The organism is Thalassobacter sp. HA4-2, from assembly GCF_055693705.1.
Genome location: NZ_JBVFUK010000001.1, coordinates 1216997 through 1242631, shown reverse-complemented (window position 1 = coordinate 1242631; position 25635 = coordinate 1216997). Strand labels below are relative to the sequence as shown.

The following is a 25635-nucleotide window of genomic DNA, read 5'->3' as shown; positions in this document are numbered from 1 at the left end:
AAGACAACATGCAAAAATTGATAAACATCACCAAGGCCGAGGGCACGTGGGTCGTGCGCACCGACGACGGCGTGCTGGCAGAAAGCAAATCCGCGCTGGAACTGTCCGAGGGCAGCTACCCGCCCGTGATCTATTTTCCCAAGTCGGACATCGGCATGGCGTTTCTGGAGGTGTCGCAGACGCAGACCCGCTGCCCCCACAAGGGGACGGCCACCCACTACGATCTGGTCGGGGCCAGCGAACGGGTAAAGGATGCCGCCTGGTCCTATGACGCGCCCGTTGAAGATGTGACCGAAATCGCGGATCACATCGCGTTTTACACCTCTAAGGTTTTTGTCGAACGGGTCTGACCCCTGCCTGAAACGCGAAATGGCCCCGCATCACCTGCGGGGCCGTTTGCATGTTCGGGCTCTGGCTTAGTTCACGGTTTGCCAGAACAGGCCAAGGTGTTTGGAGACGATTTCGTCATACCGGTCTGACGCCTTGAGGGCCTGTAGACCCGCATTGAACCGATAAAGGAATGTCGTCCCGCGCCAGTGCTTTTTCGAGATGATGACGTGCAGCCCCTCGATGGACAGGGGGCGGCGCACGGGGGTGACCACGTCTTTCAGGCCCAGTTCGTGGATCTTGGTCAGGCCGAGGAATTCGTTGACCGTGACCGCATCCACTTCGCCCGCCATAAGCAGACGGAAACACTCGTCCGGGCTGTCGGGTTGCACCAGATTGATTGTCCCATTGGTCAGCCAGCGGCGGTCTGTGCGGTCAAGATCGTGGGTGAAATAACCCGCCGGACGGCACAGGGTAGCGCCCGCGATATCGGCATCCGTCTCGAATGTGACGGGGCGGTCGCGGTGCTGGAACATCAGAACCAGCATTTCCACCAGCGGTTCAGAGAAGTGGAAGTTCGCGCAACGCTCGTTGTCGGGCGTCGCCACGCAATCGGGCTTGAGCCAGGGAAAGCCCATGTCCACTTCTTTCTCGTCCAGCATCGGGAACAGGTGCTTGGACCAGTCATCCTCCCACGCGATGGAATAGGTGACGGGGTTCGGCATATCCTCCAGCGCGGCGTTGACCAGTTCGGTCACCATGCCCTGCCCCGTCCAGCTGCGGTCCGTGAAGGGCGAGTAGTTGGAGCCTGTGACCAGCTTCATCTCGGCGTTTTCGACCCGCAGGGGGGTCGCGTCGGCCACGGCAAAGCCCGCGCCATTGGGCGGACAGGGGATCGTCAGGGTCGTACCGGCGGGGATTTCCAGCGGGTTCGACAGGGCCGAGCTGTTGGAATAGAAGATCAGCGACCATTGTTCCAGGCTGCCGTAGAAGGTCTCGGCGATCTGGAACACGGTTTCCCCGGGTTTCACGTCGTATTTCAGCGGCTCGCAGGTGGCTTGCGCCTGGGCGGTGGTGCCGCCCAGGATCATCGCGGTGGCGGACAGGGCCGCAAGGGTGAGGTGGCGTGTGTGTGACATCGGCCCCCTCCTAGAACTCGGCCCAGATGCGGGCCATGTGTTCGTCGATGGTCTGCTGATAGGTGCCGCTGGCCTTGATCTGATCGAGGCCATCGTTGATCATCGCCATCATCGCGTCCGCCTGAGGGTGCGATTTGTGGGCAATCACGTGCAGACCGTCAATGGCGATGGGCAAGCCACCGGCCACTTGAACCTGACCGTCCAGACCCAGCTCCTTGATCTTGGTGCGGCCCGTGAATTCGTTGAGCATCACCGCATCCACCTCGCCGTCCACCAACTGGCGGAAGCAATCGTCGATCTGTTGCGGCTGGGACAGCTGAATGCGCCCATCGGCCAGCCAGTTGCGACCGTCCTGATCCAGGGCAAAGGTGGAATAGCCCGCGGGCCGACAGATTGTCTTGCCGTAGATGTCCTGATCCCGGGTGAAGGAGAACGGCTGCGCGGTCGAGACGAACAGCAGGGTCAACAGCTCGAACACCGGATCCGAGAACACAAGGTTCACGCAGCGATAGGTATCGGGCTGGGCCTCGCAGTCGGGTTTGAACCACGGGAACCCAAGGTCCAGCAGCGCGTTGGACAGCAGCGGTTCATGGTGGGACGACCAGTCGTTGACCCAGTGGATCGCAAAGCCCTCGTCGGGGTTTACCGCCTGCATGGTCTTTTCCACCACGTCCGTGAACATGCCGCCCTGTGGCAGGTCCCGGTCCGTGAAGGGTGCATAATCGTCCGCCGTCAGCAGGTTGATCCGTTGCCGTACAGAGGCGTCGCCCAAAGGCACGACAAGGGGGGCCGTCGGGGCCGACACCCGGGCCACGTCCACACCGCCATCCAGCCCCGTGGGCAGACCGTCGATACAGGTCATCCGCAGGCGCATGCCCACGGTGATCCGGTCCGCCCGGTCCCCGATGGTGGAGACGTTGGCTTGGTAAATGGCGGACCATTTGCTTACGTCTTTGTAAAGTTTGTCCGCGATCACAGACAGGCTGTCGCCCGGCTGCACCGTGTAGTTTCCGCCGCAGGATTGGGCCATTGCCCCCCTGCCATCAACGACAGGCCCAGTGCCGCCGTCAGAGTCGTCGTCAGTTTCATGTGATATCCCCCAAGATATTGGGTGTATAATCACATACTCTCGCAACATTTCAACACGAATACGACATATGCTTGTGCCATAGGGGCTTAGCCCCTGCACGGATGGTGAATGCCTAAGAATCACACGTCCACGGGATGGGCGCGCGCGGCAGATCAAGGGCGCGGAAGGCCGGGAAATCTGCCCAACGCTCGGGGTCCTTGGGGCCGGTCCATTCGCCCTTGGGCGCAACATAGGAAAACACGCGATGCTCCGGGTCGTGGCGGTAGGTCAGGTTGAAGGCGCAGAGCTTGGGGAAAAACCACGCGTCGTGAAATGGCAGGTGCGCATCCAGCCAGCCCGCAAGATCGCGCCAGTCCCGCCCTTGGGCGTATTGATCCGCGAACCACGGGATCACCACCGTGGCACAGGCCCCCAGCCGCCCCTCGGCGTCGGGCACGTCCCAGATGCGGCGGCCCCAGTTGTAGTCGTTGCGCGCGCAATTCAAGCCGTTCTCGTTGCCGAATTGGTTCAGCGCGGGCGCCCGATAGGCAGAGCGGATGGACACGATGCCGAAGGTTTCCACCAGCGGGTCCAGCAAGGTCTCGCACAGGGCGCGGCCTGCCTTGATCGCCGTATCGGGATCGTCGGGGATGTTCTGGATCCGGTGAAAATTCCCGATTTCGGAATACAGAAACTCCCGCATGAAAAAGTAGGGCGACAGGCGCACGCGGCCCAAGGTTTCCAGGGACCACATGCTGGCCGGTTTCCTCACAGGCCCCGCGCCCAATCCACGATGGTGGCCACGGTGCTGTCGGTCATGCCGGGCGACAGGATGTCCCCCGCAATGACGTGGGCATAGGGATCGTCCCCCGGCCCCACTGTCACCGGGTTCAGGGTCACCGCCCCGCCCCACCGGTCCGCAACGGCGCGGGTGGCCGTGGCAGAAACGACTTGATCTGCATCGGCAAACAGGAACAGGGCGGGCGGCGCATCGGCGAGGTCCGCCCCCTCGACATGTTTCATCAGGGCGGCCATGGGCAGGGTGGCGACCGTGGGATAGGCGTTGGTCCAGAACCGCGCGTGGTCTTCGTTCACCGTGTCAAAGGACCGATCCGCCCCCGCCACCAGCGGCACCCAGTACCGCGCCGCGGGCCACGACAACAGGGCACCGGCGGGATTGGCCAATTCGTAGTTGGGCGAGATCATCACCATACCTGCCACGCCCTCGCGCAAAGCGGGCTGGCTGGCCATATGGGTGGCCAACGTGCCACCGGTGGAGGTCGCCATCACGATCACCCGCTGGCCCAGACGCTGCCCGATGGCCAGCGCCTCGGCCCCGTCCTCGATCCAGTCGCCGGCCGTGGCAGAGGCCAGCGCGGCACCATCGCGCCCATGCCCCGTCAGCCGCGCAAAATACAGGTTCGCGCCGAGGGCCTGCGCCACACGGTCAGGCACGGGGCGGATTTCCTCGGAGGTGGCGGAAAAGCCGTGCAAGTAAACGATCGCGATATCAGTCTGCGCCCCAACCTCGCCCGCCCATAGGATCCGTTTTTCGGTGCCGGGCGTGATCCCGGGCACATCGCCCTCTGCGCTTGCCAGATCGGCATCAAGGTCCGTGCCCAAGGCGGCAGGGTCAAAGGCGACCTCTGCGTCTACGGGTTCGTAGGGTCCAAACACCCAAAGGGCCGCCCCCACGGCGACCAGCCCGGCGAGCACACGCGCGGTCCACGTCAGAAATGTCAGCATAGGTGCCTCCCCTTTGGGACATGGGGCGGCACTTGGGTCAGCGCGTCAAGGGATTATGCCAGCGCGATGACCTCTTTGACGCTGCGTCCCAACAGATCAAGACACTCCGAATCGCTGAAGGAATGGTCCTTGCCCTTCACGAAGGTCAGCGACATGTCCGGGCTGTCCGCGTGGCCCAGCAACGCCGTCGCCGTTTCTGCCGTCACGGCGTTGTCCTCGGTGCCTTGCAACATGCGCACGGGAAACGGCAGGGACAAAGGTTTGTCCATGACGCGCATCTTAGCCCCATCCTCGAACAGGCGTTTGGTAAAGATATAGTCTTCGCCGTAGTCGCTGGGTTCTTGGTGATAGCCCTTTTCCGCGACCGCCTTGCGCTGCGCTTCGGTCAGGCTGTCCCACTTTGAGGTGGCAAAATCCGGCGCCGCGGCCACAGTGACAAGCCCATGCACAAGGTCGGGACGGTCGCGAGCGATCAACAGGGCGATCCAACCGCCCATAGAGGAGCCGACCAGCACCTGCGGCCCCTTGGTACAGGCCTCGATCACGGCGATGGCATCCTCAAACCAATCGCTGATGGCAAAGTCTTCGAAGGTGCCAAGGCTGGCCCCATGCCCGGAGTAATCAAATCGCGTGAAGGGTCGACCCGTCCGATCGCACCAACTGTGCAGGTACTGGGCCTTTGACCCTTCCATGTCGGATTTGTAGCCACCAAGGAACACGACGCCCTGGCCGTTGCCAATCACTTGCTTGAACGCGACGCGTCTTCCTTGGGGGTAGTCATTCGTTGCATAGGCCGATCCTCCTTGCTGACTAAAGCAACGTAGAAAGGAATTTCGCCCTGTAAACCCAAAAAGAAGGTCGGCCGCCAAATTCGCGTCCGAGGCGTCAGGACGGACGGCTAGCCACCCACGTAGACGCCTGATTTGGGGCGGTAAAATTGCTTTTGATTGTGCAGACGGCCCAGCAATTCGTGGATGTCGCGGACGGTCTCGTCGGTGCCTTCGGGCGCGGCCGCGACCAAGTCCCGTTTTTTGCGCCGCAGGGCGGTTTCGATCAGGTCGAGGTCTTCGACGGACAAATCGAACGTGCGGTTGTATGCGGGCATCAGGCTCTCCGATCCAGATTCTGTTTCGTATCGGAAACGTGCCCGAAAATGCTGCACCGCGTCAAAGGCAAAAAATTCATGATTTTCATGAATTTACCAGCCATTTTGTGCATACATTGGCACACAACGCAAAATGCAGACGGCGCAGCCGTTGACACGCCCTGCCCCGACCGCCAAAACCGCACCGACATACAACCCGCAACCGGGCGTTCCGTGGGCGCCAAACCGATAGGGAGCCGACAATGGCCGATATCACCCTCACCTTTCCCGATGGCAACACACGCGCGGTGCCCGCTGGCACGACGCCGCTGGAGGTCGCGCAGGGCATTTCCAAATCCCTTGGCAAAAAGGCCATCAGCGCCACCGTGGGCGGCCAGCACTGGGATTTGCAGTGGCCCATCGAGGCCGATGCCAAGATCGCCATCAACACCATGGCCGACGAGACCCCGGCGCTGGAACTGATCCGCCACGATCTGGCCCATATCATGGCCCGCGCGGTGCAAGAGCTGTTCGACGGGGTGAAGGTCACCATCGGCCCCGTACGCGACAACGGCTGGTTCTATGACTTCGACCGGGCAGAGCCTTTCACGACCGAAGACCTCGCCGTGATCGAAAAGAAGATGAAAGAGATCATCAACGCCCGCGACGCCGTGCGCACGGAGTTGTGGTCCCGCGAGAAGGTCCGCCAGCACTACATCGACAACGACGAGCCCTATAAGGTCGAAATCCTCGACAAGATCCCCGAGGGCGAGGACATCCGCATGTATTGGCACGGGGACTGGATGGACCTTTGCCGGGGGCCGCACCTGTTGCATACGGGTCAAGTCCCTGCCGATGCGTTCAAGCTGATGAACGTCTCGGCTGCCTATTTCCTTGGGGATAACACCCGGCCCATGCTGCAACGCATCTACGGCGTGGCCTTCCGCAACCGCGAAGACCTGAAGAAATACATGACCTTCCTGGAGGAGGCCGACAAGCGCGACCACCGCCGTCTGGGCCGCGAGATGGACCTGTTCCACATGCAGGAAGAGGCGCCGGGACAGGTGTTCTGGCACCCCAATGGCTGGCGCGTCTACACTGACCTGCAAGACTACATGCGCCGCAACCAACGCGCGGGCGGCTACGTAGAGGTCAACACCCCGCAGGTCGTGGACCGCGCCTTGTGGGAAGCCTCGGGCCACTGGGACAAGTACCAAGACAACATGTTCATCGTGGAGGTGGACGAGGACCACGCCCGCGAGAAGGCCGTCAACGCTTTGAAACCCATGAACTGCCCCTGCCACGTGCAGATTTTCAACCAAGGGATCAAATCCTACCGCGACCTGCCCTTGCGGATGGCAGAATTCGGGTCCTGCGCGCGCTACGAGCCATCGGGCGCGCTGCATGGGATCATGCGGGTGCGGGGCTTTACCCAAGACGACGGGCACATTTTCTGCACCGAGGATCAGATCACATCCGAGACGGCGATCTTCATCGCCTTCCTGTCCAAGATCTATGGCGAGTTGGGGTTCCACGACTGGACGATCAAACTGTCCACTCGGCCCGAAAAGCGCATCGGGTCCGACGAAAGCTGGGACAAGATGGAGGCCGCCCTTGGGGATGCCTGCCGCGCGGCGGGCTATGAGTTCGAAATACTGGACGGTGAAGGCGCGTTCTACGGGCCCAAGCTGGAATTCACCCTGACCGACGCCATTGGCCGCAACTGGCAATGCGGGACCCTGCAGGTGGATGCGAACCTGCCTGAACGGCTGGACGCGACCTACATCGGCGAGGACGGGGCCAAGCACCGGCCTGTGATGCTGCACCGCGCGACCCTTGGATCGTTCGAGCGTTTCATCGGCATCTTGATCGAGGAACACGCGGGCAAGCTGCCCTTCTGGCTGGCCCCGCGTCAGGTCGTCGTGGCCAGCATCGTGTCCGATGCAGATGACTTTTGCACGCAGGCCGTGGCCCAGTTGCAAGCGGCGGGCATCAAGGCAGAGCTGGACCTGCGCAACGAAAAGATCAACTACAAGGTGCGCGAACACTCCTTGGGCAAGGTACCGGTCATCCTGGCCGTGGGCCGCAAGGAGGTGGAGGACGGCACCGTCACCGTGCGACGCTTGGGCGAAAAACAGACGCAGGTGGTGCCATTGGCCGACCTGATCCCCGAATTGGCCAACGACGCGCTGGCCCCCGATCTACGCGTCTAACCTGCGCGCCTGACCTTGCGGACGCGAGGGGGTGACCCCTCGCGACGTCATTTCGGGGGCGCTGCCCCGAGGGTACTTTTGGCCTAAAGAAGCCGTTAGAGCAGTGCGGCTTGCACCGCTTTGGTCCATCCCATGTGATAGGTGTCACCCTGTTCAATGACCGGGCGTTTCATCAACAAGGGATGGTCTGCGATCAGGTTCAGGGGCGGTGCGGCGCGCTGATCCTCGGTCAGGTCCTTCCATGTGGTGGAGCGTTTGTTCAACAACCCCTCGCCCACCTGGTTGTGAATTTTTGCCAGTGCCAGCACATCCAAAGGTGTTTCGCGGACGTCGTGGAAGGTGACCGCGTGTCCTACGCCCTCAAGCGCTTTGCGGGCTTTGCGACAGCTGTCACAGGTCTTGATACCATACAGGATCATCGGGTTTCCTTTTCGATTTGCCTTTTTGCATTTGCGGCATACTTCCAAGATACATCTACGGTGCGGCCCCGCAAGGGCCAGCGGCGTCGATACCACAGGACGTCAAGAAGGAGACCACGGTTATGGCCACTGGCACCGTGAAATGGTTTAATCAAACCAAAGGTTATGGATTTATTGCACCCGATGAGGGCGGTTCGGACGTGTTTGTCCACATCTCTGCGGTGGAACGCGCGGGATTGACCGGGTTGGAAGACAACCAGAAGGTTCAGTTTGACCTGACCGAAGGTCGTGACGGTCGCAAGCTGGCCGACAACATCACCACGATGTAGCACATCTGGGGCAAGCGCACCGTGCCTGCCCCGCCCCGCTTACGCCCATTCCCATGGGCGCGTGAACTCGCCTAGGGTTTTTGCAACCGCAGCATCGTCTTTCCCGGTTGCCCCATCAAGCTGCGCGACCAGCCCGCGCTTTTTGTCCTCGACCACCGATACCACGCGCACGTCTAGACCGGCATCTTTGAGGGTCGCGTTGTAGACGCGCGTGATGGCCCGCTTGCGCAGATCCGGTTTGAAAACCTTGCCCACTGCGGTCGTCGGAAGCTCCTCCAAAATCTCGATGTGTTTGGGATGGGCCGCGCGTTCATGCACGTGGGTCTTGGCATAGGCCATCAAATCCTCGGGCGTGACGTCGGACCCTGCGACCAGTTGCACATAGGCGCAGGGCAGCTCGCCCGCAAAGGCGTCGGGCTGGCCGATGGCGCCGACCATGGCCACGGCCTCGTGCCCGGCCAACGCCTCTTCAATCTCGGCGGGGTCGATGTTGTGCCCGCCCCGGATGATCAAATCCTTGGCGCGCCCGGTGATCCAAAGATAACCGTCCGCATCCACCCGCCCCAGATCGCCTGTGCGCAGGTGGGTGTCATAGTGGAACAGGTCCGCGTTCTTGGCGGCCTCCGTATAGGTGCGGCCCGCGTAGACACCGGGGTTTGCGATACAGATTTCGCCCACCTCGTCGGTGTCGCATTCCACCACCGCGCCGTCTTTCTGGGTCAGGATTTTGACATCGGTGTGCATGAAGGGGATGCCCACGCTGCCGACCTTTTTCTGGCCATCCACGGGGTTGCAACTGACAAGGCAGGTCGCCTCGGTCAAGCCGTACCCTTCGATGATGTTGACGCCCGTTGCCTTTTCAAAGCGGTTGAACAGTTCGACCGGCAGAGGGCTGGAGCCGGAAAAGGCGGTTTTCACACTGCTGATATCGGCATTTACCGGGCGCTGCATCAGGGCGGATAGGGCCGTGGGCACGGTGATCAGGAAGGTGATCTTGTGACGTTCCACCAGTTTCCAGAAATTGTCGAACACGCCGTCCCCGCGATAGCCCTGCGGCGTGGGCAAAACCATGTGCCCGCCCGAGGCGACCATGGCCATCAGGATCACGTGGCAGGCAAAGACGTGAAACAGAGGCAGCGGGCAGATCACGTTGTCCTGTTCCGTGAACAACAGACGGTTTCCGATCCACCCGTTGTAGATCATCCCCTCGTAGGTGTGTTGCGCCACCTTGGGCATGCCCGTGGTGCCGCCGGTGTGGAAATAACACGCGACCCGGTCGCCGGGGCTGTCCGGGAAATCGAGGGCATCGGCGCGTTGCTTGGCCAGTTCTGTCCCAAAGGACAGGACGCGGGCCTTGTGGGACACGGGCACCTTGGGGCGGATCAGGGGCACGATCAGCCGCTTGATCCCCGAGATGTAGCGCAGCAGGTCCACCTCTAGGACGGTTTCTACGTTGGGCGCGAGGGCCACAGCCGCATCCACCTTCTGCGCCACGTCCGTCTTGGGAAAGGCGCGCAGGTTGACCACGACCTTGGCCTTGGTTTCGCGCAGGATGGACCCGATCTGTTCCGCCTCCAACAAGGGGTTGATCGGGTTGGCGATCCCGGCCACGGCGCCGCCCAGCAAGGTGATCGCGGTCTCCAAGCAGTTGGGCAGGACATAGGCAACGGTGTCCCCCTCGCCCACGCCCAAGGATCGGAACAGATTGGCGGCTTGGGTAACCTCGGCACGCACGTTGTCCCACGTCATGGTATCCGTGCGCGCCCCATCGTCCGAGAACATCTGAAAGGTGATGGCGGGTCGGGCACCATGGGCATCCGCTGTCCCGCAAAGCAGTTCGTAAAGCGTGCGCGCCGGGGCCGCGGCGGGCCAAGGCTCCGCCGCTTCCAGCGTCTTGATGTCCTCTCGATTTGCAAAAATTCCCATGTGCCATCTCCCTTCCCTAAAGCGCGCTTTTTGTCAGCGTCTTTGGAAAGTGTGGCGACAGGGCGCGCCCAATGCAAACGAAACGCCGCGTCTATTCGGCGGCCATACCGTCCGTGAACTGCAGGCGGGCCAGACGGGCATAGAGGCCCCCTTGGGCGACCAGCGCATCGTGAGTGCCTTCGGCCACGATCCGTCCCGCCTCGAACACGAGGATACGGTCGGCCTGTTTGACGGTGGCCAAACGGTGGGCCACGATCAGGGTGGTGCGCCCCTGGGACATGTCCGCGACCGCGTCCTGCACCGCCCGCTCGGATTCCGCGTCCAGCGCGCTGGTCGCTTCGTCCAACAGCAAGATCGGCGCGTCCCGCAGGATCGCCCGGGCGATGGCGATACGTTGCTTTTGCCCGCCCGACAGCATCACGCCCCGCTCGCCCACATAGGTGTCGAAGCCTTGAGGCAGCGCGGACAGGAAGTCGTAGGCGGCGGCGGCTTTGGCGGCGGCCTCGACCTCGGCGTCCGTGGCATCGGGGCGGCCAAAGCGGATGTTCTCGCGCGCACTGGCCGCAAAAATCACCGGGTCCTGGGGCACCATCGCCATGGCGGCGCGGAAGGTGGCGCGGTCCATCTCGCGCAGGTCAACACCATCCAGCGTGATCGCGCCGGACGTGGGGTCATAGAACCGCTGCAACAACTGGATAATGGTGGACTTGCCCGCCCCCGATGGCCCGACCAGCGCCACCGTCTCGCCCGGTTGCACCGTAAAGGCCACCCCGTCCAACGCGGCGGTCTCGGGCCGGGCGGGATAGCGGAAGACAACGTCGTCAAAGGCAATCGCCCCGCGCCCGCCTTGGGACAGCGGTTTGCCGGCAGCGGGGTCTTGCACGGTGTCGTCCGTGCCCAGTAACTCGACCAGACGTTCCGTGGCCCCGGCCGCGCGTTGGACCTCGCCCCAGATTTCGGACAGGGCACCCACGGCACCGGCCACAAGGATGGCGTAGATCAGGAACTGGATCAGTTCCCCGATTGTCATAACCTCGGCCCGCACGTCCCGCGCGCCGATCCACAGCACACCAACGATCCCGGCGAACACAAGGCTGATGACGATCACGGTCATGATGGCACGGGTAAAGATACGCAGACGCGCGGACTCGAAGCTGGCCTCGGTCACATCATTGAACAGCTTGGCCGATTGCCGTTCGTGGGTGAAGGCCTGGACAGTTTGCGCGGACAGCAGGCTCTCGGACGCTTTGCCAGAAGATTCCGCGATCCAGTCCTGATTTTCCTTGGACAAGCGGCGCAGGCGACGGCCCAGCACCACAATGGGCACGATCACCGCAGGCACGATCAACAGCACCATCCCGGCCAGTTTCGGCGAGGTCCACAGCATCAGGCCCAAGCCGCCCACAAACATCAGCAGGTTGCGCAACGCGATAGATGCAGAGGACCCGATGACCGACAGCAACAGCGTCGTGTCAGTGGTGATCCGCGACAGGACTTCGCCGGTCATGATCCGTTCAAAGAACGCAGGCGACATGGTGATCATGCGCCCGAAGACCGCCTTGCGGATGTCGGCCACAACCCGTTCCCCCAACCGGGTTACAAGGTAGTAGCGCAGCCCCGTGCCAAGGGCCAAGAGCCCAGCCACCCCGAGGGCGGCCATGAAGTACTGGTCCAGCAGTTCGGTCGTACCCGTCTGGAACCCGTCGACCACCCGGCGCACGGCCAAGGGCAGCACAAGGGACACACAGGCCGTCAGAACAAGGGCTGCAATCGCGGCAATCATCAACGCGCGGTAGGGGGACACGAACGGCCACAGCGCGCGCAAGGCGCCCACGTCTTTGGACTTCGCGCGTTCTTCCTCGGCAGGTTTCGGGGTCGTAGGGGTGTCTGCCATAGGCTCCGGGTCGGTCTGGTGGGCGGCGGTCTGGCCTAAGGTCTGGTGTGCGAGGTGGAGCGGGTAGACGGAATCGAACCGACATAATCTGCTTGGAAGGCAGGGGCTTTACCATTAAGCTATACCCGCCTCGCCCCGCCCTTTTGCCGTGACAGCGCGTCCTTGGCAAGGGGCACCTTGCCGCAAATCCTTGTTTCCGTCGGGGCGACAATCAGGGGCGCATTAACCAATTACCTTAGTTCCGGCACGCCCCTGCCCCTTTTGTGCCACATTTGCCCGGTATCTGTTGTGAATAGAACGAAGCCAGGGCCGAAATTGATCTCCTCCCCCTTCGACCTCGGTCCTGGCGTTCGTTTTTCCTCCCTGAACTTTCAAGGGTCGACCCTCGGGTTGGCCCTTTTTTCTTGGGTCGGTTCGATCAGCCCCGGCCCTGAGGCCCGATTTGAATTCACCGCCCGGTCCACGGCATGGCGGGCGATGCGTCCCGCAGGGGCCGCACGCATCAGGGGGCCGCGCCGTGCCCCGCCTCGCCCAACCACTTGGCCCAATCCTCGGGCGCAAGGGTTACGGGTTCGCGGTGGTGCAAGGCGTCCATGCCGGGACCGGCGGCGCAGGACACGATCGCGCAGGTCGTGATGTCCTGCCACCGCTGATAAATCCCCGCAAAGACCATGGGGCTGCCGTCCGCGTTGTGGAAATAATGCGGCCAGCGCAGATCGTCGGCATCCTTGGTCCATTCATAGAACCCCGTGGCCGGGATCAGACACCGCCGCGCCCGGCACGCCTCCCGAAAGGCGGGCTTTTCGGCAATGGTCTCGGCCCGGGCGTTGATCAACAGCGGCCCGTCATTGGGCGCCTTGTACCACGCCGGGATGAACCCCCACCGCATGGACACCAACCGCCGCGTGCCGCCCTCGGCCACACAGGCCGCGACCGCGTTCGTGGGACAGATGTTGAAATTCGGCACCTCGGGCAGGTCATTGGCCGGGACCGCCTGAAACAGCTGCGCCATGGCATCCGCGGGAAGGGTCAGGGCAAAGCGTCCGCACATCAGGCTGCCTTTCGTTGCGAGCCCTCATGTTTGCAGGCATACTGCGCAAAAACAAGACGAGCAGACCGATGATCCGTTTCACCACCACCATCGCCTTGTGCGCCGTGCTGGCGCTGCCCGCGTGGGCCGACCTGTCCCGCACGGACCGTGCCGCGTTCCGCGAGGCACAGCGCGCGGTCTATTCCGACACCGGGCCGACCCCACAGACCTTTGCCACCCTGCAACGCTTGGGTCAGGGCGGCCACGGCCCGTCCCTGCACCTGATCGGCTTTACCTACGAAGTGGGGCGCGGCACTGCGCGGGACCTGCCACAGGCGCTGGCGTTCTACAGGGCGGCGGCAGATGTGGGCGAGGCGCGCTCTGCGGTCAAGGCCGCCGAGGTGGCGATGACCCTTGGCCAAGGGGCCTTGGCCGTCACGTACCTCGACCGCGCCGGCACCGCACAGGGGGCCGTGGCCGCCCGCGCCCGGGGGCATCTGGACGGCCTAATCCCGGGGGCGGATCCTGCAACGGGTCGCGCGCTGCTGGATACCGCTGTTGCGGGTGGGGATCTCTTCGCCGCGCGCGAGGTGCTGCGGCAGGTCGGCAACGCAGCAAAGGGGCCTTATCCCACCCAAGCGGCCACGGACCTTGTCACCCGCGCGGCCTACGACGGCAACGCGCAGGCGGCGGCGACCCTGACCACCTTCCTGCGCAAGCGCCCCGATCTGGTGCGCGACGCGGAGGCAATCCGCGCGCGACTGGCGGGCGGTGCCGTCACCCTGCCCGAGGCGGACCTGTTGATCGAGCGGTTGCACCAGTTGCAGGCCAGTGGGGACCGCAACAAACACTTCACTATGGTGGCAGAGATCGAGCAAGCGTCAGCCCCCGCTTACCGTCGCGCCCTGACAGAACTGCGCTGGATCAACGAGCGGGCTTTTGTCGTCGCCGTCCAATCGGCCCTGACCCGCGCGGGCCATTTTGACGGGCGGATCACCGGGCGGTTCAACCGCAAGACAGACCGCGCAATGGGCGCGATTTGCAAAGGGGCAGACGGTGGTGCGATCTGCACCCGTGACCGCATGGCGGGCCCCGTGACCCGGTTGGTGGCAGAGCAGTTGGCCAAGGCACACCGCCCCCGCTAACGAAAAGGGCGACCCGTGGGCCGCCCCTTGATGCCGTAAGCCGTGACTTACTTGGCCATGATGCGCCCATCGGTGTAGGGCGTGTAGCTGCCGCCCAGATCGGCGATGTAGTCGGCGATCACCACCTCCAGGCCTGGACCGAAGTCATAGGCGTCCGCGGCGGTCGAGAACATGGCGTAGCCGTCCCCGCCGTTGCGCACATAGTTGTTGGTCACCACGCCATAGGACGCAGCCATATCAATGGGTTCGCCACCGACCTTCACGTCGGAAATCCGGCTGCCGGGTTCGGCAGACGCGTCAAAGGCAAAGGACATGCCCGCCACTTGCGGGAAGCGGCCCGCGCCTTCCTCGATGGCCGACACACCGTTTTCCAGCGCCGCCACGATATCCGCGCCGGTGGCTGTAAAGGTCGCCAGCGTGTTCTGGAACGGCAGAACCGTCAGCACCTCGCCCATTGTGATCTCGCCTGCATCAATGGACGCACGCACCCCGCCGCCGTTCTGGATGGCGATCTGGATGCCCTGATCGGCGACACGGTCCAACATGGCGTCGGCCACCAGATTGCCCATGGCACATTCCATCGCGCGACAGACCGAACGGTCCCCCTCGATAAAGGCGCTGGCGTCCCCGATGACCCGGGCCTTCAACTCTTCGATGGGGCCTGCAAGCTCGGCCACGCGGGCGTCAATCGCAGGGTCTTTGGCCACGCTTGCGTCCAGGATTTCCGTGTCCCCGGTCGCCGCCGTCACATTGCCCGCATCGTCAAAGGTCAGCGTCAAATGACCCACGTATTTCGAATAGGCCCCGGCCTGCACCACGGGCGTGCCATCGACCATATGGGGGTAGGCGTAGGGCGCGTCTTCGTCGGTGTTGGAAAACAGGGTGTGGCTGTGCCCGCCCACCACGGCGTCGATGCCGGGGATGGTGGCGATTTGCAGATCCTTGAACACGCCCACGTGGTTGAGGGCGATGATCTTGGTCACGCCCATCTCCTCCAGGGCGGCGACATCGGCGGCCAGACTGTCCATCTCGTTCTGGAACACGACGTTGGGTCCGGGGCTGGACGTTTCGGAGGTATCCACGGCCAGCGCGGAAATGATCCCGACCTTTTCACCGCCAATGTCCAGCACCACGTGATCAGCGACTTTGCCGTTCAGCAGGTTGGAACTGGACAGATCCAGATTGCCCGAGATCACGGGGAAGGACACGGCGTCCACAAACTCCGCCAGTTTTTCGGGGCCATCGTCAAATTCGTGGTTGCCCACAGCCATGACGTCAAAGCCGATGGCCTCCATCATCTCGGCCTCGACCGTGCCTTTGTAGGTGGTGTACATCAGCGACCCTTGGAACTGGTCGCCCGCGTCCAGCGTGATCACGTTTTCACCAGATAGGGCCCCGCGTTTGGCATCAAGGTGGGTTTTCAGGCGCGCTACGCCGCCGAAACACTTGCCTTCGGCGTCGTCCTCGGCGCTGCAGGTGCCGTCAAAGCGGCTGATCGGTTCGATCCGGCTGTGCAGGTCATTGATGTGCAGGATGTGCAGCGTGAAGTCCGCCTGAGCCACGCCCGTGGACAGGGCCAGCGCGGCGGCGGAGGTGAGCAGTTTTTTCATTATGGAATCTCCCCAGATTGGATGGCGACAGCCTGCGCGGCATTGGACGTTATGTCGAGTCGGATGGTCGCTGCCCTAGCGTCCCCATGGGGACAAAACCCTGTGTCCCCGTGGGTACACCAACGGCCCCCGCGTCCCCGTGGGGACAGTAACGGACACCCCGTCCCCATGGGGACAACACCCTGTGTCCCCATGGGGACAACACCTTGACGGGCAGGGCAGTGCCGGGCGATTAGGCGGCATGCTTATTTACAAAATCTTCCGCAAAGATGAATGGGCCGCCTTGCAGGCCGATGGTGAAACGCAAGGCGCGCCGATTGATGTGGCCGATGGCTATGTCCACTTTTCCACCGCCGATCAGGCACGCGCGACAGCGGCCAAGCATTTCGCAGGCGCCGAAGGGTTGGTCCTGCTGGCCGTGGACGCCGACGCCTGCGGGGAGGCCCTGAAATGGGAGGTGTCCCGGGGCGGCGCGGAATTCCCGCACCTGTACCGCAATCTGCGCCTTACGGATGTGATCTGGGACGCGCCCCTGCCCCTTGTCGATGGCGTCCACGACTTTCCAGAGGCCATGGTATGATCGAGGCGATTGGCCTGCGCGTCCTACGCGCCTTTGATCCCGAAACCGCCCATGGTCTGGCCTTGCGCGCGCTGAACATGGGGCTGGCCGGATCGCCCGGTCCCGTGACCAGCCCGCGCCTCGCCACCACCGTGGCGGGCATGGACCTGCCCAACCCCGTGGGCCTTGCTGCAGGCTTTGACAAGAACGCCGAGGCGCTGCCCCCGCTGATGCGCGCGGGCTTTGGGTTTCTGGAGGTCGGTGCCGCCACCCCGCGCCCGCAGCCCGGCAACCCCAAGCCCCGCCTGTTCCGCCTGACCGAGGATCGCGCCGCGATCAACCGGTTCGGGTTCAACAATGACGGCATGGACCAGATCGCGGACCGCCTGATGGCCCGGCCCGGTGGCATCCCCGTGGGGCTGAACCTTGGGGCCAACAAGGACAGTGCCGACCGCGCGGCGGACTTTGCCACGGTATTGGCCACTTGCGGGCCGCATGTGGATTTCGCCACCGTCAACGTCAGCAGCCCCAACACCGAAAAGCTGCGCGACCTGCAAGGCAAGGCGGCCCTGTCGGCCCTGCTGGCGGGCGTGCTGGAGGCGCGCGCAGGTCTGCCCGGCCCCTGCCCCGTGTTCCTGAAAATCGCCCCCGACTTGTCCGTGGCCGAGATGGAGGACGTGGCAGAGGTCGCCCTGTCCAGTGGCATCGACGGGATCATCGCCACCAACACGACCCTGGACCGTGCAGGGCTGGTGTCTGGCCACAAGGGCGAGGCAGGCGGCCTGTCCGGCCAACCTGTGTTCGAGAAATCCACCCGCACCCTTGCGCGCCTGTCGCACCTGACCGACGGTCGCCTGCCCATCATCGGTGTGGGCGGCGTGGGCGATGCAGACCAAGCCTATGCCAAGATCAAGGCCGGGGCCTGCGCGGTGCAACTCTACACCGCCATGGTCTACGAGGGTGTCAGCCTGGCCCAACGGATCGCCCGCGGGCTGGACGATCTGCTGGCCCGTGACGGGTTTGCCAATGTGGCCGACGCCGTGGGGACAGGGCGCGACGCCTGGCGTTAGCTTTGCGCCACCAAGGTCAGGCGCACCGCCCCGTCGCCAAAGTCCATGGCGGCACCGCCGACCACACGCAGGTGCGGCACGCCGTCCAGCCGCAAGACGGCATCGTCGCCGTTCAGGGTCACGGATAGGGTTGGGGTCTGCTCTTCGTCGAAGTACTCCAGCTCGATGCTATCCTCTAGCGGGTTGTAGTCGTTGATCACTGCGACACCCGCGCTTTGCAGGGGCCCCACGATAAAGCTGTCGGCCCCGGCGCCACCGGTAGCGCGGTCATTGGCCCCCAGATAAAGCTCATCATCGCCCGCACCGCCATTCAAGGTGTCGGACCAGTCGGGATCCGTGACGCCATCGGCCAGCATGCCGGTGTCAATGCCGCGATCCGCGAAAAACTGCAACGCTTCGTCCGAGGTGAGACTGTCCAAGGTATCGAACTCTTCGGGGTCCAAGTCCTGGAAGGCCTCGAACTGCGGCGCGTTGAGATCAATCCCGCCGGGGCCGTCAAGGTTTGCAATGGTGAACCCGCCCACAAGAGTGTCGTTGCCGCTGCCGCCCTCCAGCAGGTCCTTGCCCGCGCCCCCCAGCAGCAGGTCGTCGCCCGAGCCACCGCGCAGGGCGTCGTTGCCGCCGTTGCCCATCAGCACATCTTCGCCTGCGTTGCCCGCGATACGGTCCGTGGCATCATTGCCATCCACGATGTCGTCGCCAAATAGCGCGTCCAGCGTGTCACTGTTGACGGTGTCGGAAATGACGTCATCGCCGTTGGTCGGATCCTCCGGGTCTGGATCGGAGGGCGCAGGCCCTGCCCCATCATCGCCGTCAAACAGTCCTGTCATCGCAGCCAAGCCCACGGACAGGCCCAAGGCCAACAAAATCCCCAACATGTCATTCATCCTTAATTCGATCTTGATGGACCCCAAGCACCCCCACATCGCGGCCCATCTGAGGCCAAATGCTAAAAAAGCGGCGATGCGCCCCAGGCCCCTGCGACGATCTACGCAGTGTCGGGTATTGCGGCAGTGGTTCACTCTCTTTACCACCCCGACCAAGACCATAGGGGCCCCGCCCCCACCCATGACAAGGAAAAAACCGTGGCTGAGTTCAAGAAAATCCTCATTGCAAACCGTGGCGAAATCGCCATCCGCGTCATGCGCGCGGCCAACGAGATGGGCAAGAAAACCGTCGCCGTGTATGCTGAAGAGGACAAGCTGAGCCTGCACCGGTTCAAGGCCGACGAGGCCTATAAGATTGGCGAAGGCATGGGGCCGGTGGCGGCCTATCTGTCGATCGAGGAGATCATTCGGGTGGCCAAGCTGGCGGGGGCGGATGCAATCCACCCAGGCTATGGCCTGCTGTCGGAAAACCCCGATTTCGTCGATGCCTGCGCGGCCAACGGCATCCGCTTCATCGGGCCACGGGCCGAAACCATGCGCGCGCTTGGCGACAAGGCCAGCGCCCGGCGCGTGGCCATCGAGGCGGGCGTGCCCGTGATCCCCGCCACCGAGGTGCTGGGCGACGATATAAAAGCCATCAAGAAAGAGGCGGCGGCGGTCGGCTATCCCCTGATGCTCAAGGCGTCCTGGGGCGGCGGTGGGCGCGGGATGCGGCCCATTTTTTCCGAGGATGAGGTCGAGGAAAAGGTGCTGGAAGGCCGGCGCGAGGCCGAGGCCGCCTTTGGCAACGGCGAGGGCTATCTGGAAAAGATGATCACCCGCGCCCGCCACGTGGAGGTCCAGATCCTCGGCGACACCATGGGCAACATCTATCACCTTTGGGAGCGGGATTGTTCCGTGCAGCGGCGCAACCAAAAGGTCGTGGAACGCGCCCCGGCCCCCTACCTCAGCCCCGCGCAGCGCGAGCACATCTGTAACCTGGGCAAAAAGATCTGCGAACACGTGAATTACGAATGCGCAGGCACGGTTGAGTTCCTGATGGATATGGACAGCGGCGAGTTCTACTTCATCGAAGTGAACCCCCGCGTGCAGGTCGAACACACCGTCACCGAAGAGGTCACGGGCATCGACATCGTACAGGCCCAGATCAAGATCGCCGAGGGCAAGAGCTTGACCGAGGCCACGGGCGTGGCCAGCCAATACGACGTGACCCTGTCGGGCCATGCCCTGCAGTGCCGCGTGACCACCGAGGACCCGCAGAACAACTTCATCCCAGACTATGGCCGCATCACCGCGTACCGGTCGGCCACGGGCATGGGGATTCGTCTGGACGGCGGCACGGCCTATGCGGGGGGCGTGATCACCCGCTACTACGATAGCCTTTTGACCAAGGTGACCGCATGGGCCCCCACGCCCGAGGCCGCGATTGCGCGGATGGATCGGGCGTTGCGCGAATTCCGTATTCGCGGCGTGGCGACCAATATCGCCTTTGTGGAAAACCTGCTGAAACACCCGAAATTCACCAGCAACGAATACAGCACCAAGTTCATTGACGAAACGCCCGAGCTGTTTGATTTCAAGCCGCGCCGGGACCGGGCCACCAAGATCCTGACCTACATCGCGGATATCACTGTGAACGGGCACCCCGAGACCGAGGGCCGCCCGCGCCCCGCCGCAGACGTCCGGGTCCCCCGTGCCCCGCAGCGGCGCGTTGACACAGCGCCCTACGGCACCCGCAATCTGCTGGAAGAAAAAGGCCCCCAGGCCGTGGCAGACTGGATGGCCGCACAGAAACAACTGCTGTTGACCGACACAACCATGCGCGACGGGCACCAGTCGTTGCTGGCAACACGCATGCGGTCCATCGACATGATCCGTGTGGCGCCGACCTATGCGTCCAACCTGCCGCAGCTGTTCTCGATGGAATGCTGGGGCGGTGCGACGTTTGATGTGGCCTACCGGTTCTTGCAAGAATGCCCGTGGCAGCGCCTGCGCGACCTGCGCGCCGCCATGCCCAACCTGATGACACAGATGCTGCTGCGCGCCTCCAACGGCGTGGGCTACACCAACTACCCCGACAATGTGGTGCAGTCCTTTGTGGCCCAAGCCGCCGACACGGGCGTCGATGTGTTCCGCGTGTTCGACAGCCTCAACTGGGTGGAAAACATGCGCGTGGCCATGGATGCCGTGCTGGAGGCCAACAAGGTCTGCGAAGGGACCGTGTGCTACACCGGCGATATCCTGAACCCCGATCGCGCCAAGTATGACCTGAAATACTACGTGGACATGGCCCAGGAGCTGAAGGGCGCAGGCGCCCATATCATCGGGCTGAAGGACATGGCGGGGCTTTTGAAGCCCGCCGCCGCCCGGGTGCTGGTCAAAGCCCTGAAGGAAGAGGTCGGCCTGCCCGTCCACCTGCACACCCACGACACCGCTGGCATCGCGTCTGCCACGATCCTTGCCGCGGCCGAAGTGGGCGTGGACGCCGCCGACGTGGCCATGGACAGTTTTTCGGGCAACACCTCTCAGGCGACCTTTGGCACCATCGTGGCCGCCCTGCAGGGCAGTGAGCGCGACACCGGCATCGCCATGGCGGACGTGCGCGAAATCGACGACTACTGGGACGCGGTGCGGGGCCAATACAAGGCGTTCGAGTCGGGCATGCAGGCCCCCTCCTCCGAGGTCTACCTGCATGAGATGCCCGGCGGACAGTTCACCAACCTCAAGGCCCAGGCCCGCTCTCTGGGGCTCGAGGACCGCTGGCACGAGGTCGCGCAGATGTACGCGGATGTGAACCAGATGTTCGGTGACATCGTGAAGGTGACGCCAAGCTCCAAGGTGGTGGGCGACATGGCGCTGATGATGGTCAGCCAGGGCCTGACCCGCGAGGCGGTGGAGGATCCCAAGACCGACGTCTCCTTCCCCGACAGTGTGATCGACATGATGCGCGGCAATCTGGGCCAGCCCAAGGGCGGCTTTCCGTCGAAAATCATCGACAAGGCGCTCAAGGGTGAAAAGCCCAATCTGGAGCGCCCCGGCGCGCACCTGCCCGCCGCCGATCTGGACGCGATCCGGGCCGAGTTGTCCACCAAGCTGGACGGGGCTGAGATCGATAACGAGGACCTCAACGGCTATCTGATGTATCCCAAGGTCTATATGGATTATGCAGAACGCCATGAGACCTACGGCCCCGTGCGCACCCTGCCCACGCCCGTGTTCTTTTACGGGATGGAGCCGGGCCAAGAGATCGAGGCCGAGATTGACCCCGGCAAGACGCTTGTGATCCGTATGCAGGCCGAGGGCGAGACCAACGAGGATGGCGAGGCCAAGGTCTTCTTTGAACTCAATGGCCAGCCCCGCGTGATCCGCGTGCCCAACCGCAAGGTTGCCGCCACCAGTGCCAAACGCCCCAAGGCGGAACTGGGCAACCCCAACCACATCGGCGCGCCCATGCCCGGTGTCGTAGCCTCGGTCGCAGCCCAGGTCGGGGCATCGGTCAAGGAAGGCGACCTTCTGCTGACCATCGAGGCGATGAAAATGGAAACCGGCATCCACGCGGACCGGGATGCGGTGATCAAGGCGGTCAACGTCACCCCCGGCGGTCAGATCGACGCAAAGGACCTGCTGGTCGAGTTTGAATAGGGGGTCGGGGGCTCTGCCCCCGGCCTGCGGCCTCTCTTTCGGTATCTAGGGCCCAAAGACGCACAAAGATCTGCTCGATGGCACGCTCTTTGCGCAAGGATCGCGGGTGGACCCGCCGACGGCTGCGCGTCGCAGATGGTTGCAACGTGCCGCCACGAGGGGCACAACAGGCCCATGCACAAGATCATTGTCCTGACCGACCTGCACATCACCCCCCGGGCGAGACCATCATCGGGCTTGATCCGATGGCGCGGTTTCTGTCGGTGTTGGGCCGTGCCCTTGCGGATCATCCCGACGCGGCGCGGATCGTGGTGACGGGGGACTTGACCCACTATGGCACGGCGCAGGAATACATCCGCCTGCGCGAGGCGCTGCCGCAGCTGCCCTGCCCAGTCACATGGATGCTGGGCAATCATGATGACCGCGACACCTTCCGCGCCGTGTTTCCAGAGGCGCAGGTGGATGAGCATGGCTTTGTGCAATCCACGGCCGATGTGGGCCCTGCGCGCCTTGTGATGCTGGACACGTCGCACCGGATGGCCAAGCCGCGCCACAGTGGCCACCTGTGCAAGGATCGGCTGCTTTGGTTGGGCCAAGCCGCACAGACAGACCGGCCAACGATCGTATTCCTGCATCACCCGCCGATCCTGACCGGTTTTGACGGTATGGATCGGATCGGGCTGACCAACCGGGCCGAGGTCTGCGCGGCGCTGTCAGACCTGCCCAATCCGACGATGATCGTTGCAGGGCACATCCATCGCACCATGACGGGCCACGTGGGCGGCACGCCCGTGGTGATTTTCAAAAGCCCTTGCCACCAGATGCCCCTGACCTTGGGGGCCAGCAGCAGCGGATCGTCGGTGGACGAACCCGGCGCCTATGGCCTGCTGTTGATTCAGGAGGATGGACAGGTCATCGCCCACACGCAGGATGTCGCGACGCAGGTACCGCGCCTCGGCCTCGACCCGGCTTCCGTTACGGATTGACGCAAACACCGATAAAAGCTGATGCACTATGGCGCTTGGCTGCCTCAATTCCTGACCCCCATCACCTGTACACCATGCCCAACACACGGAGGACAGCATGGGACGGACCTTCGCCACGGACGAAGGGGGCGCGGTATCGGTAGACTATGTGGTGCTGGCGGCGATGGCCACGGCACTGGGGCTTAGCGTGACCTCTGCGGTCATGCCCGGCCTGCGCACAGTGGCAGAGCGGGTTCAGAACGAGCTGGCCGACACGCCGCTGCAATTGGGCTTGGCCAACGCAGCCGTCACCGTGGCTCACAGTTTCAGCCAAGATGCAGGTCCCTTCTACGGAGCGCGGGCCGATCACGTGGAGGGCTTTGGCGACATCCTCGGCCCGATCGCGGGAACGGAAGGCTTGGAAGCCGTCACGGCCACTTTCGATGTACCGGACGGGGCGCGCGAGGCTTTGATCACATTCGACCTGCTGTCGATGGATGATCTGGAGGGGGGCAGGCCAAGATTTTCATCGACGGCGTTGTGGTTGCACGGATCAAATCTTTTGAAGGCGCATTGACCTACATGCCCATGGACGGGCTGGAGCGCGTGAAGGTCGACATTTTCACCCTGACACAGGCAGAAATGCTGGGCGGCAAACCGGAACGTCCTGACGCAATCGCACAGCTTAGGATCACTGTTGCAGATCCCAAAGAGGTCCTGCGCTTAGGCATTGGGTCTACAGCCATCACTCATGTCGACACGGGGGCCTGGGGCGTGGACGATGTGGTTTTTTCCGCCCGTTGAACAGGCCGAAATTCCATCCGAAAAAAATCTGACTTTCAGGCATTTTTTCCCTTGCAGGCTCAGAGCGCGATGGGTAGATCAGGCGCACTAACGGATGCGGGCGTAGCTCAGGGGTAGAGCATAACCTTGCCAAGGTTAGGGTCGGGCGTTCGAATCGCCTCGCCCGCTCCAGTTAGTCCGCCCACCCAAGCGGAACATGCAAAGGCCACCGTCAGGTGGCCTTTTGTGTTTTTGTGATCAGTGCTTGCTTCACAGTTGTCCATCGAAGGCCGGGTTGACTGTCGGGCTTTCGGCAAGCGCTGGCTGGCTCTTCTACGTTGCGGACTCAAATATGGCGGCAGGCTAGGTCCTGCGGTTGCGTGTCGTAAGACCAGGTGCCCCGTCCCGTAAAACGATCCAGCACCCAAAGCATTGTGATCCACCGACCTGCATCGCCACAGACTGCCCGCTTATCTCGCAAACTGCCTGCGCAGACAGCACTTGATAAGTCCAAAAATATCACAGCCATAGAGCCAAACTGTTCCAGCATGATCGCAAATGCACGTGCCAGCACTGTAAAGCCTTTTGTTTTCAATGTCTGAGAGCAAATGGCCTGACGCAGTAACCCGAAATGCAGCCGCCAGCCTTGTTGCGCGACCACATCCTTTGTGCCTAACTTTATTCGACGATGGAGCAAATAAAGCAGCCGTCGCACAAAACAAGGGTCCGGCGCTGATTTGTCGAACCCAAAGAAACGTGTCAGGGAGACAATCATGAAAAAAACGACATTTGGGATCGTGGCAACCGCCATTGCTGCGCTGTCTGGAACCACCGCATTGGCCGACGGCCACAGCATCACGGTTGGCTATTTCCTTGAGTGGCCGATGCCATTCCAGTTCGCCAAAGTGAACGGCATGTATGACGAGGCGCTCGGCGCGCCTGTGAACTGGGTGTCCTTCGACACCGGCACCGCAATGTCGGCGGCCATGGCGTCTGGCGATGTGCAGATCTCTGTCAGCCAAGGCGTGCCCCCCTTCGTTGTGGCGACGTCTGCAGGACAGGACATTCAGATCCTCGACGTGGCCGTGTCCTATTCCGAGAATGACAACTGCGTTGTCGCCGCCGGTCTGGAAATCGACAAAATGTCCGCAGGCGAACTGGCCGGCAAGAAAGCCGCCGTGCCCTTGGGCACCGCTGCGCACTACGGTTTCCTGAGCCAGATGAACCACTTTGGCGTGGACGTGGCCTCTATGGACGTGGTCGACATGGCCCCTGCTGAAGGTGCGGCTGCACTGGCACAGGGGTCTGTGGACATGGCCTGTGGCTGGGGCGGCGCCTTGGGCCGCATGAAGGAATCGGGCAACATCCTGCTGACCGGTGCCGAGAAAGAAGAGCTGGGCATTCTGGTGTTCGATGTCACCTCTGCCCCTGCAAATGTCGTGGCCGAGCAGTCCGACATGCTGGCCAAGTTCCTGAAGGTCACCGCAGACGCCAACGCCATGTGGGCTGACGAAGCCAACCACGCCAAGATGCTGCCTGTCATCGCACAGGACGCTGGTATGGACGAAGCAGACGCCGCAGCCTCGCTGGCCGGTTTCACCTTCCCCACCATCGAAGAGCAGCTGAGCGAAAAATGGCTGGGCGGTGCGGCGGCCAACTTCATGAAGGGTGTGGCAGATGTGTTCGTGAACGCGAACTCCATCGACGCGGCCCTCGACAGCTACGAGGCGACCGTGAATACGGGACCTCTGGCAGCCGCTGGCGCGATGTAGGACCTTTGTTCTGATTATGGGGTGGC

At 63.0% G+C, this 25635-nt stretch carries 23 protein-coding genes, 2 tRNA genes and 1 pseudogene; 12 read left to right on the top strand and 14 right to left on the bottom strand.

Annotated features, from left to right (window positions below):
- Window positions 1-8 precede the first annotated feature (8 nt).
- On the top strand, window positions 9-350 hold the full coding sequence (locus ACZ1G0_RS06340; protein ID WP_472736174.1) for a DUF427 domain-containing protein: 342 nt from the start codon (window positions 9-11) through the stop codon (window positions 348-350).
- 66 nt (window positions 351-416) lie between these two features.
- On the opposite strand, the gene ACZ1G0_RS06335 is transcribed toward ACZ1G0_RS06340, so the two are convergent.
- The 6 genes from ACZ1G0_RS06335 to ACZ1G0_RS06310 form a co-directional block, all read right to left on the bottom strand.
- Window positions 417-1466: a transporter substrate-binding domain-containing protein gene (locus tag ACZ1G0_RS06335; protein WP_472736173.1), complete on the bottom strand. Its 1050-nt coding sequence runs from the start codon at window positions 1464-1466 to the stop codon at window positions 417-419.
- A 10-nt stretch (window positions 1467-1476) separates the two neighbouring features.
- Window positions 1477-2496 (bottom strand): LysM peptidoglycan-binding domain-containing protein, encoded by a 1020-nt coding sequence (locus tag ACZ1G0_RS06330; protein WP_472736172.1) that lies wholly within the window; start codon window positions 2494-2496, stop codon window positions 1477-1479.
- Between the two features lie 172 nt (window positions 2497-2668).
- Window positions 2669-3289 carry a hypothetical protein gene (locus ACZ1G0_RS06325; protein ID WP_472736171.1) on the bottom strand — a complete coding sequence of 207 codons (621 nt, stop codon included), beginning with the start codon at window positions 3287-3289 and terminating at the stop codon, window positions 2669-2671.
- A gap of 14 nt (window positions 3290-3303) precedes the next feature.
- The gene (locus tag ACZ1G0_RS06320) at window positions 3304-4281 is read right to left on the bottom strand and encodes an alpha/beta hydrolase (RefSeq protein WP_472736170.1); all 978 of its coding nucleotides are present in this window, start codon (window positions 4279-4281) and stop codon (window positions 3304-3306) included.
- Window positions 4282-4334: 53 nt separating this feature from the next.
- Entirely contained in the window at window positions 4335-5024 is a 690-nt protein-coding gene (locus ACZ1G0_RS06315; protein WP_472736169.1) for an alpha/beta hydrolase, read from the bottom strand.
- A gap of 155 nt (window positions 5025-5179) precedes the next feature.
- Window positions 5180-5386 carry a hypothetical protein gene (locus ACZ1G0_RS06310; protein ID WP_472736168.1) on the bottom strand — a complete coding sequence of 69 codons (207 nt, stop codon included), beginning with the start codon at window positions 5384-5386 and terminating at the stop codon, window positions 5180-5182.
- Window positions 5387-5628: 242 nt separating this feature from the next.
- Here ACZ1G0_RS06310 and thrS point away from each other — a divergent pair, with 242 nt between their 5' ends.
- Complete coding sequence (gene thrS / locus ACZ1G0_RS06305) at window positions 5629-7578, top strand: threonine--tRNA ligase (RefSeq protein WP_472736167.1); 1950 nt, start codon at window positions 5629-5631, stop codon at window positions 7576-7578.
- Window positions 7579-7673: 95 nt separating this feature from the next.
- On the opposite strand, the gene ACZ1G0_RS06300 is transcribed toward thrS, so the two are convergent.
- Window positions 7674-7997, bottom strand: coding sequence for an ArsC/Spx/MgsR family protein (locus tag ACZ1G0_RS06300; protein WP_472736166.1), 324 nt, complete (start codon window positions 7995-7997; stop codon window positions 7674-7676).
- A gap of 122 nt (window positions 7998-8119) precedes the next feature.
- Here ACZ1G0_RS06300 and ACZ1G0_RS06295 point away from each other — a divergent pair, with 122 nt between their 5' ends.
- Entirely contained in the window at window positions 8120-8326 is a 207-nt protein-coding gene (locus ACZ1G0_RS06295) for a cold-shock protein (protein WP_472736165.1), read from the top strand.
- 39 nt (window positions 8327-8365) lie between these two features.
- On the opposite strand, the gene ACZ1G0_RS06290 is transcribed toward ACZ1G0_RS06295, so the two are convergent.
- The 4 genes and pseudogenes from ACZ1G0_RS06290 to ACZ1G0_RS06275 form a co-directional block, all read right to left on the bottom strand.
- Window positions 8366-10252: an acyl-CoA synthetase gene (locus ACZ1G0_RS06290; RefSeq protein ID WP_472736164.1), complete on the bottom strand. Its 1887-nt coding sequence runs from the start codon at window positions 10250-10252 to the stop codon at window positions 8366-8368.
- A gap of 91 nt (window positions 10253-10343) precedes the next feature.
- On the bottom strand, window positions 10344-12146 hold the full coding sequence (locus ACZ1G0_RS06285; RefSeq protein WP_472736163.1) for an ABC transporter transmembrane domain-containing protein: 1803 nt from the start codon (window positions 12144-12146) through the stop codon (window positions 10344-10346).
- Between the two features lie 55 nt (window positions 12147-12201).
- Window positions 12202-12275: transfer RNA gene (locus tag ACZ1G0_RS06280), tRNA-Gly, on the bottom strand.
- A gap of 242 nt (window positions 12276-12517) precedes the next feature.
- Window positions 12518-13197: pseudogene (locus ACZ1G0_RS06275) on the bottom strand (SOS response-associated peptidase).
- Window positions 13198-13265: 68 nt separating this feature from the next.
- Here ACZ1G0_RS06275 and ACZ1G0_RS06270 point away from each other — a divergent pair.
- A complete protein-coding gene (locus ACZ1G0_RS06270; protein ID WP_472736162.1) occupies window positions 13266-14321 on the top strand; it encodes an SEL1-like repeat protein in 1056 nt (351 codons plus the stop codon).
- Between the two features lie 47 nt (window positions 14322-14368).
- On the opposite strand, the gene ACZ1G0_RS06265 is transcribed toward ACZ1G0_RS06270, so the two are convergent.
- Window positions 14369-15931 carry a bifunctional metallophosphatase/5'-nucleotidase gene (locus ACZ1G0_RS06265; RefSeq protein WP_472736161.1) on the bottom strand — a complete coding sequence of 521 codons (1563 nt, stop codon included), beginning with the start codon at window positions 15929-15931 and terminating at the stop codon, window positions 14369-14371.
- 241 nt (window positions 15932-16172) lie between these two features.
- Between ACZ1G0_RS06265 and ACZ1G0_RS06260 the strand changes: the two genes are divergently transcribed.
- Together ACZ1G0_RS06260 and ACZ1G0_RS06255 are read left to right on the top strand one after the other, a co-directional pair.
- Window positions 16173-16511 (top strand): DUF952 domain-containing protein, encoded by a 339-nt coding sequence (locus ACZ1G0_RS06260; protein ID WP_472736160.1) that lies wholly within the window; start codon window positions 16173-16175, stop codon window positions 16509-16511.
- Window positions 16508-17560 carry a quinone-dependent dihydroorotate dehydrogenase gene (locus ACZ1G0_RS06255; protein WP_472736159.1) on the top strand — a complete coding sequence of 351 codons (1053 nt, stop codon included), beginning with the start codon at window positions 16508-16510 and terminating at the stop codon, window positions 17558-17560. The genes ACZ1G0_RS06260 and ACZ1G0_RS06255 overlap by 4 nt, the downstream gene beginning before the upstream one ends.
- Here ACZ1G0_RS06255 and ACZ1G0_RS06250 read toward each other — a convergent pair.
- Entirely contained in the window at window positions 17557-18438 is an 882-nt protein-coding gene (locus ACZ1G0_RS06250) for a calcium-binding protein (protein ID WP_472736158.1), read from the bottom strand. The two genes, ACZ1G0_RS06255 and ACZ1G0_RS06250, sit on opposite strands and share 4 nt — an antisense overlap.
- A gap of 207 nt (window positions 18439-18645) precedes the next feature.
- Here ACZ1G0_RS06250 and ACZ1G0_RS06245 point away from each other — a divergent pair, with 207 nt between their 5' ends.
- The 5 genes from ACZ1G0_RS06245 (at window position 18646) to ACZ1G0_RS06225 (ending at window position 24029) form a co-directional block, all read left to right on the top strand.
- Window positions 18646-22089, top strand: a complete 3444-nt coding sequence (locus tag ACZ1G0_RS06245; RefSeq protein WP_472736157.1) for a pyruvate carboxylase — start codon at window positions 18646-18648, stop codon at window positions 22087-22089.
- A 245-nt stretch (window positions 22090-22334) separates the two neighbouring features.
- A complete protein-coding gene (locus tag ACZ1G0_RS06240) occupies window positions 22335-23075 on the top strand; it encodes a metallophosphoesterase (RefSeq protein ID WP_472736156.1) in 741 nt (246 codons plus the stop codon).
- A gap of 97 nt (window positions 23076-23172) precedes the next feature.
- A complete protein-coding gene (locus ACZ1G0_RS06235) occupies window positions 23173-23631 on the top strand; it encodes a hypothetical protein (protein ID WP_472736155.1) in 459 nt (152 codons plus the stop codon).
- The gene (locus ACZ1G0_RS06230; RefSeq protein WP_472736154.1) at window positions 23628-23858 is read left to right on the top strand and encodes a hypothetical protein; all 231 of its coding nucleotides are present in this window, start codon (window positions 23628-23630) and stop codon (window positions 23856-23858) included. The genes ACZ1G0_RS06235 and ACZ1G0_RS06230 overlap by 4 nt, the downstream gene beginning before the upstream one ends.
- Window positions 23859-23954: 96 nt before the next feature.
- Window positions 23955-24029: transfer RNA gene (locus ACZ1G0_RS06225), tRNA-Gly, on the top strand.
- Between the two features lie 154 nt (window positions 24030-24183).
- On the opposite strand, the gene ACZ1G0_RS06220 is transcribed toward ACZ1G0_RS06225, so the two are convergent.
- The gene (locus tag ACZ1G0_RS06220; protein WP_472736153.1) at window positions 24184-24612 is read right to left on the bottom strand and encodes a hypothetical protein; all 429 of its coding nucleotides are present in this window, start codon (window positions 24610-24612) and stop codon (window positions 24184-24186) included.
- On the opposite strand from ACZ1G0_RS06220, the gene ACZ1G0_RS06215 reads away from it, so the two are divergent.
- Entirely contained in the window at window positions 24611-25609 is a 999-nt protein-coding gene (locus ACZ1G0_RS06215) for a taurine ABC transporter substrate-binding protein (protein ID WP_472736152.1), read from the top strand. The genes ACZ1G0_RS06220 and ACZ1G0_RS06215 overlap by 2 nt on opposite strands.
- Window positions 25610-25635: the final 26 nt, after the last annotated feature.

What these genes read in the sequence shown, in the direction of transcription:
- ACZ1G0_RS06340 (WP_472736174.1), top strand. Translation starts at nt 9, where the DNA reads ATGCAAAAATTGATAAACATCACCAAGGCCGAGGGCACGTGGGTCGTG.
- ACZ1G0_RS06335 (WP_472736173.1), bottom strand. Translation starts at nt 1,466, where the DNA reads ATGTCACACACACGCCACCTCACCCTTGCGGCCCTGTCCGCCACCGCG.
- ACZ1G0_RS06250 (WP_472736158.1), bottom strand. Translation starts at nt 18,438, where the DNA reads ATGTTGGGGATTTTGTTGGCCTTGGGCCTGTCCGTGGGCTTGGCTGCG.
- ACZ1G0_RS06310 (WP_472736168.1), bottom strand. Translation starts at nt 5,386, where the DNA reads ATGCCCGCATACAACCGCACGTTCGATTTGTCCGTCGAAGACCTCGAC.
- ACZ1G0_RS06255 (WP_472736159.1), top strand. Translation starts at nt 16,508, where the DNA reads ATGATCGAGGCGATTGGCCTGCGCGTCCTACGCGCCTTTGATCCCGAA.
- ACZ1G0_RS06330 (WP_472736172.1), bottom strand. Translation starts at nt 2,496, where the DNA reads ATGGCCCAATCCTGCGGCGGAAACTACACGGTGCAGCCGGGCGACAGC.
- ACZ1G0_RS06300 (WP_472736166.1), bottom strand. Translation starts at nt 7,997, where the DNA reads ATGATCCTGTATGGTATCAAGACCTGTGACAGCTGTCGCAAAGCCCGC.
- ACZ1G0_RS06270 (WP_472736162.1), top strand. Translation starts at nt 13,266, where the DNA reads ATGATCCGTTTCACCACCACCATCGCCTTGTGCGCCGTGCTGGCGCTG.
- ACZ1G0_RS06285 (WP_472736163.1), bottom strand. Translation starts at nt 12,146, where the DNA reads ATGGCAGACACCCCTACGACCCCGAAACCTGCCGAGGAAGAACGCGCG.
- ACZ1G0_RS06290 (WP_472736164.1), bottom strand. Translation starts at nt 10,252, where the DNA reads ATGGGAATTTTTGCAAATCGAGAGGACATCAAGACGCTGGAAGCGGCG.
- thrS (WP_472736167.1), top strand. Translation starts at nt 5,629, where the DNA reads ATGGCCGATATCACCCTCACCTTTCCCGATGGCAACACACGCGCGGTG.
- ACZ1G0_RS06265 (WP_472736161.1), bottom strand. Translation starts at nt 15,931, where the DNA reads ATGAAAAAACTGCTCACCTCCGCCGCCGCGCTGGCCCTGTCCACGGGC.
- ACZ1G0_RS06260 (WP_472736160.1), top strand. Translation starts at nt 16,173, where the DNA reads ATGCTTATTTACAAAATCTTCCGCAAAGATGAATGGGCCGCCTTGCAG.
- ACZ1G0_RS06235 (WP_472736155.1), top strand. Translation starts at nt 23,173, where the DNA reads ATGGGACGGACCTTCGCCACGGACGAAGGGGGCGCGGTATCGGTAGAC.
- ACZ1G0_RS06295 (WP_472736165.1), top strand. Translation starts at nt 8,120, where the DNA reads ATGGCCACTGGCACCGTGAAATGGTTTAATCAAACCAAAGGTTATGGA.
- ACZ1G0_RS06320 (WP_472736170.1), bottom strand. Translation starts at nt 4,281, where the DNA reads ATGCTGACATTTCTGACGTGGACCGCGCGTGTGCTCGCCGGGCTGGTC.
- ACZ1G0_RS06325 (WP_472736171.1), bottom strand. Translation starts at nt 3,289, where the DNA reads ATGTGGTCCCTGGAAACCTTGGGCCGCGTGCGCCTGTCGCCCTACTTT.
- ACZ1G0_RS06240 (WP_472736156.1), top strand. Translation starts at nt 22,335, where the DNA reads ATGGCGCGGTTTCTGTCGGTGTTGGGCCGTGCCCTTGCGGATCATCCC.
- ACZ1G0_RS06215 (WP_472736152.1), top strand. Translation starts at nt 24,611, where the DNA reads ATGAAAAAAACGACATTTGGGATCGTGGCAACCGCCATTGCTGCGCTG.
- ACZ1G0_RS06220 (WP_472736153.1), bottom strand. Translation starts at nt 24,612, where the DNA reads ATGATTGTCTCCCTGACACGTTTCTTTGGGTTCGACAAATCAGCGCCG.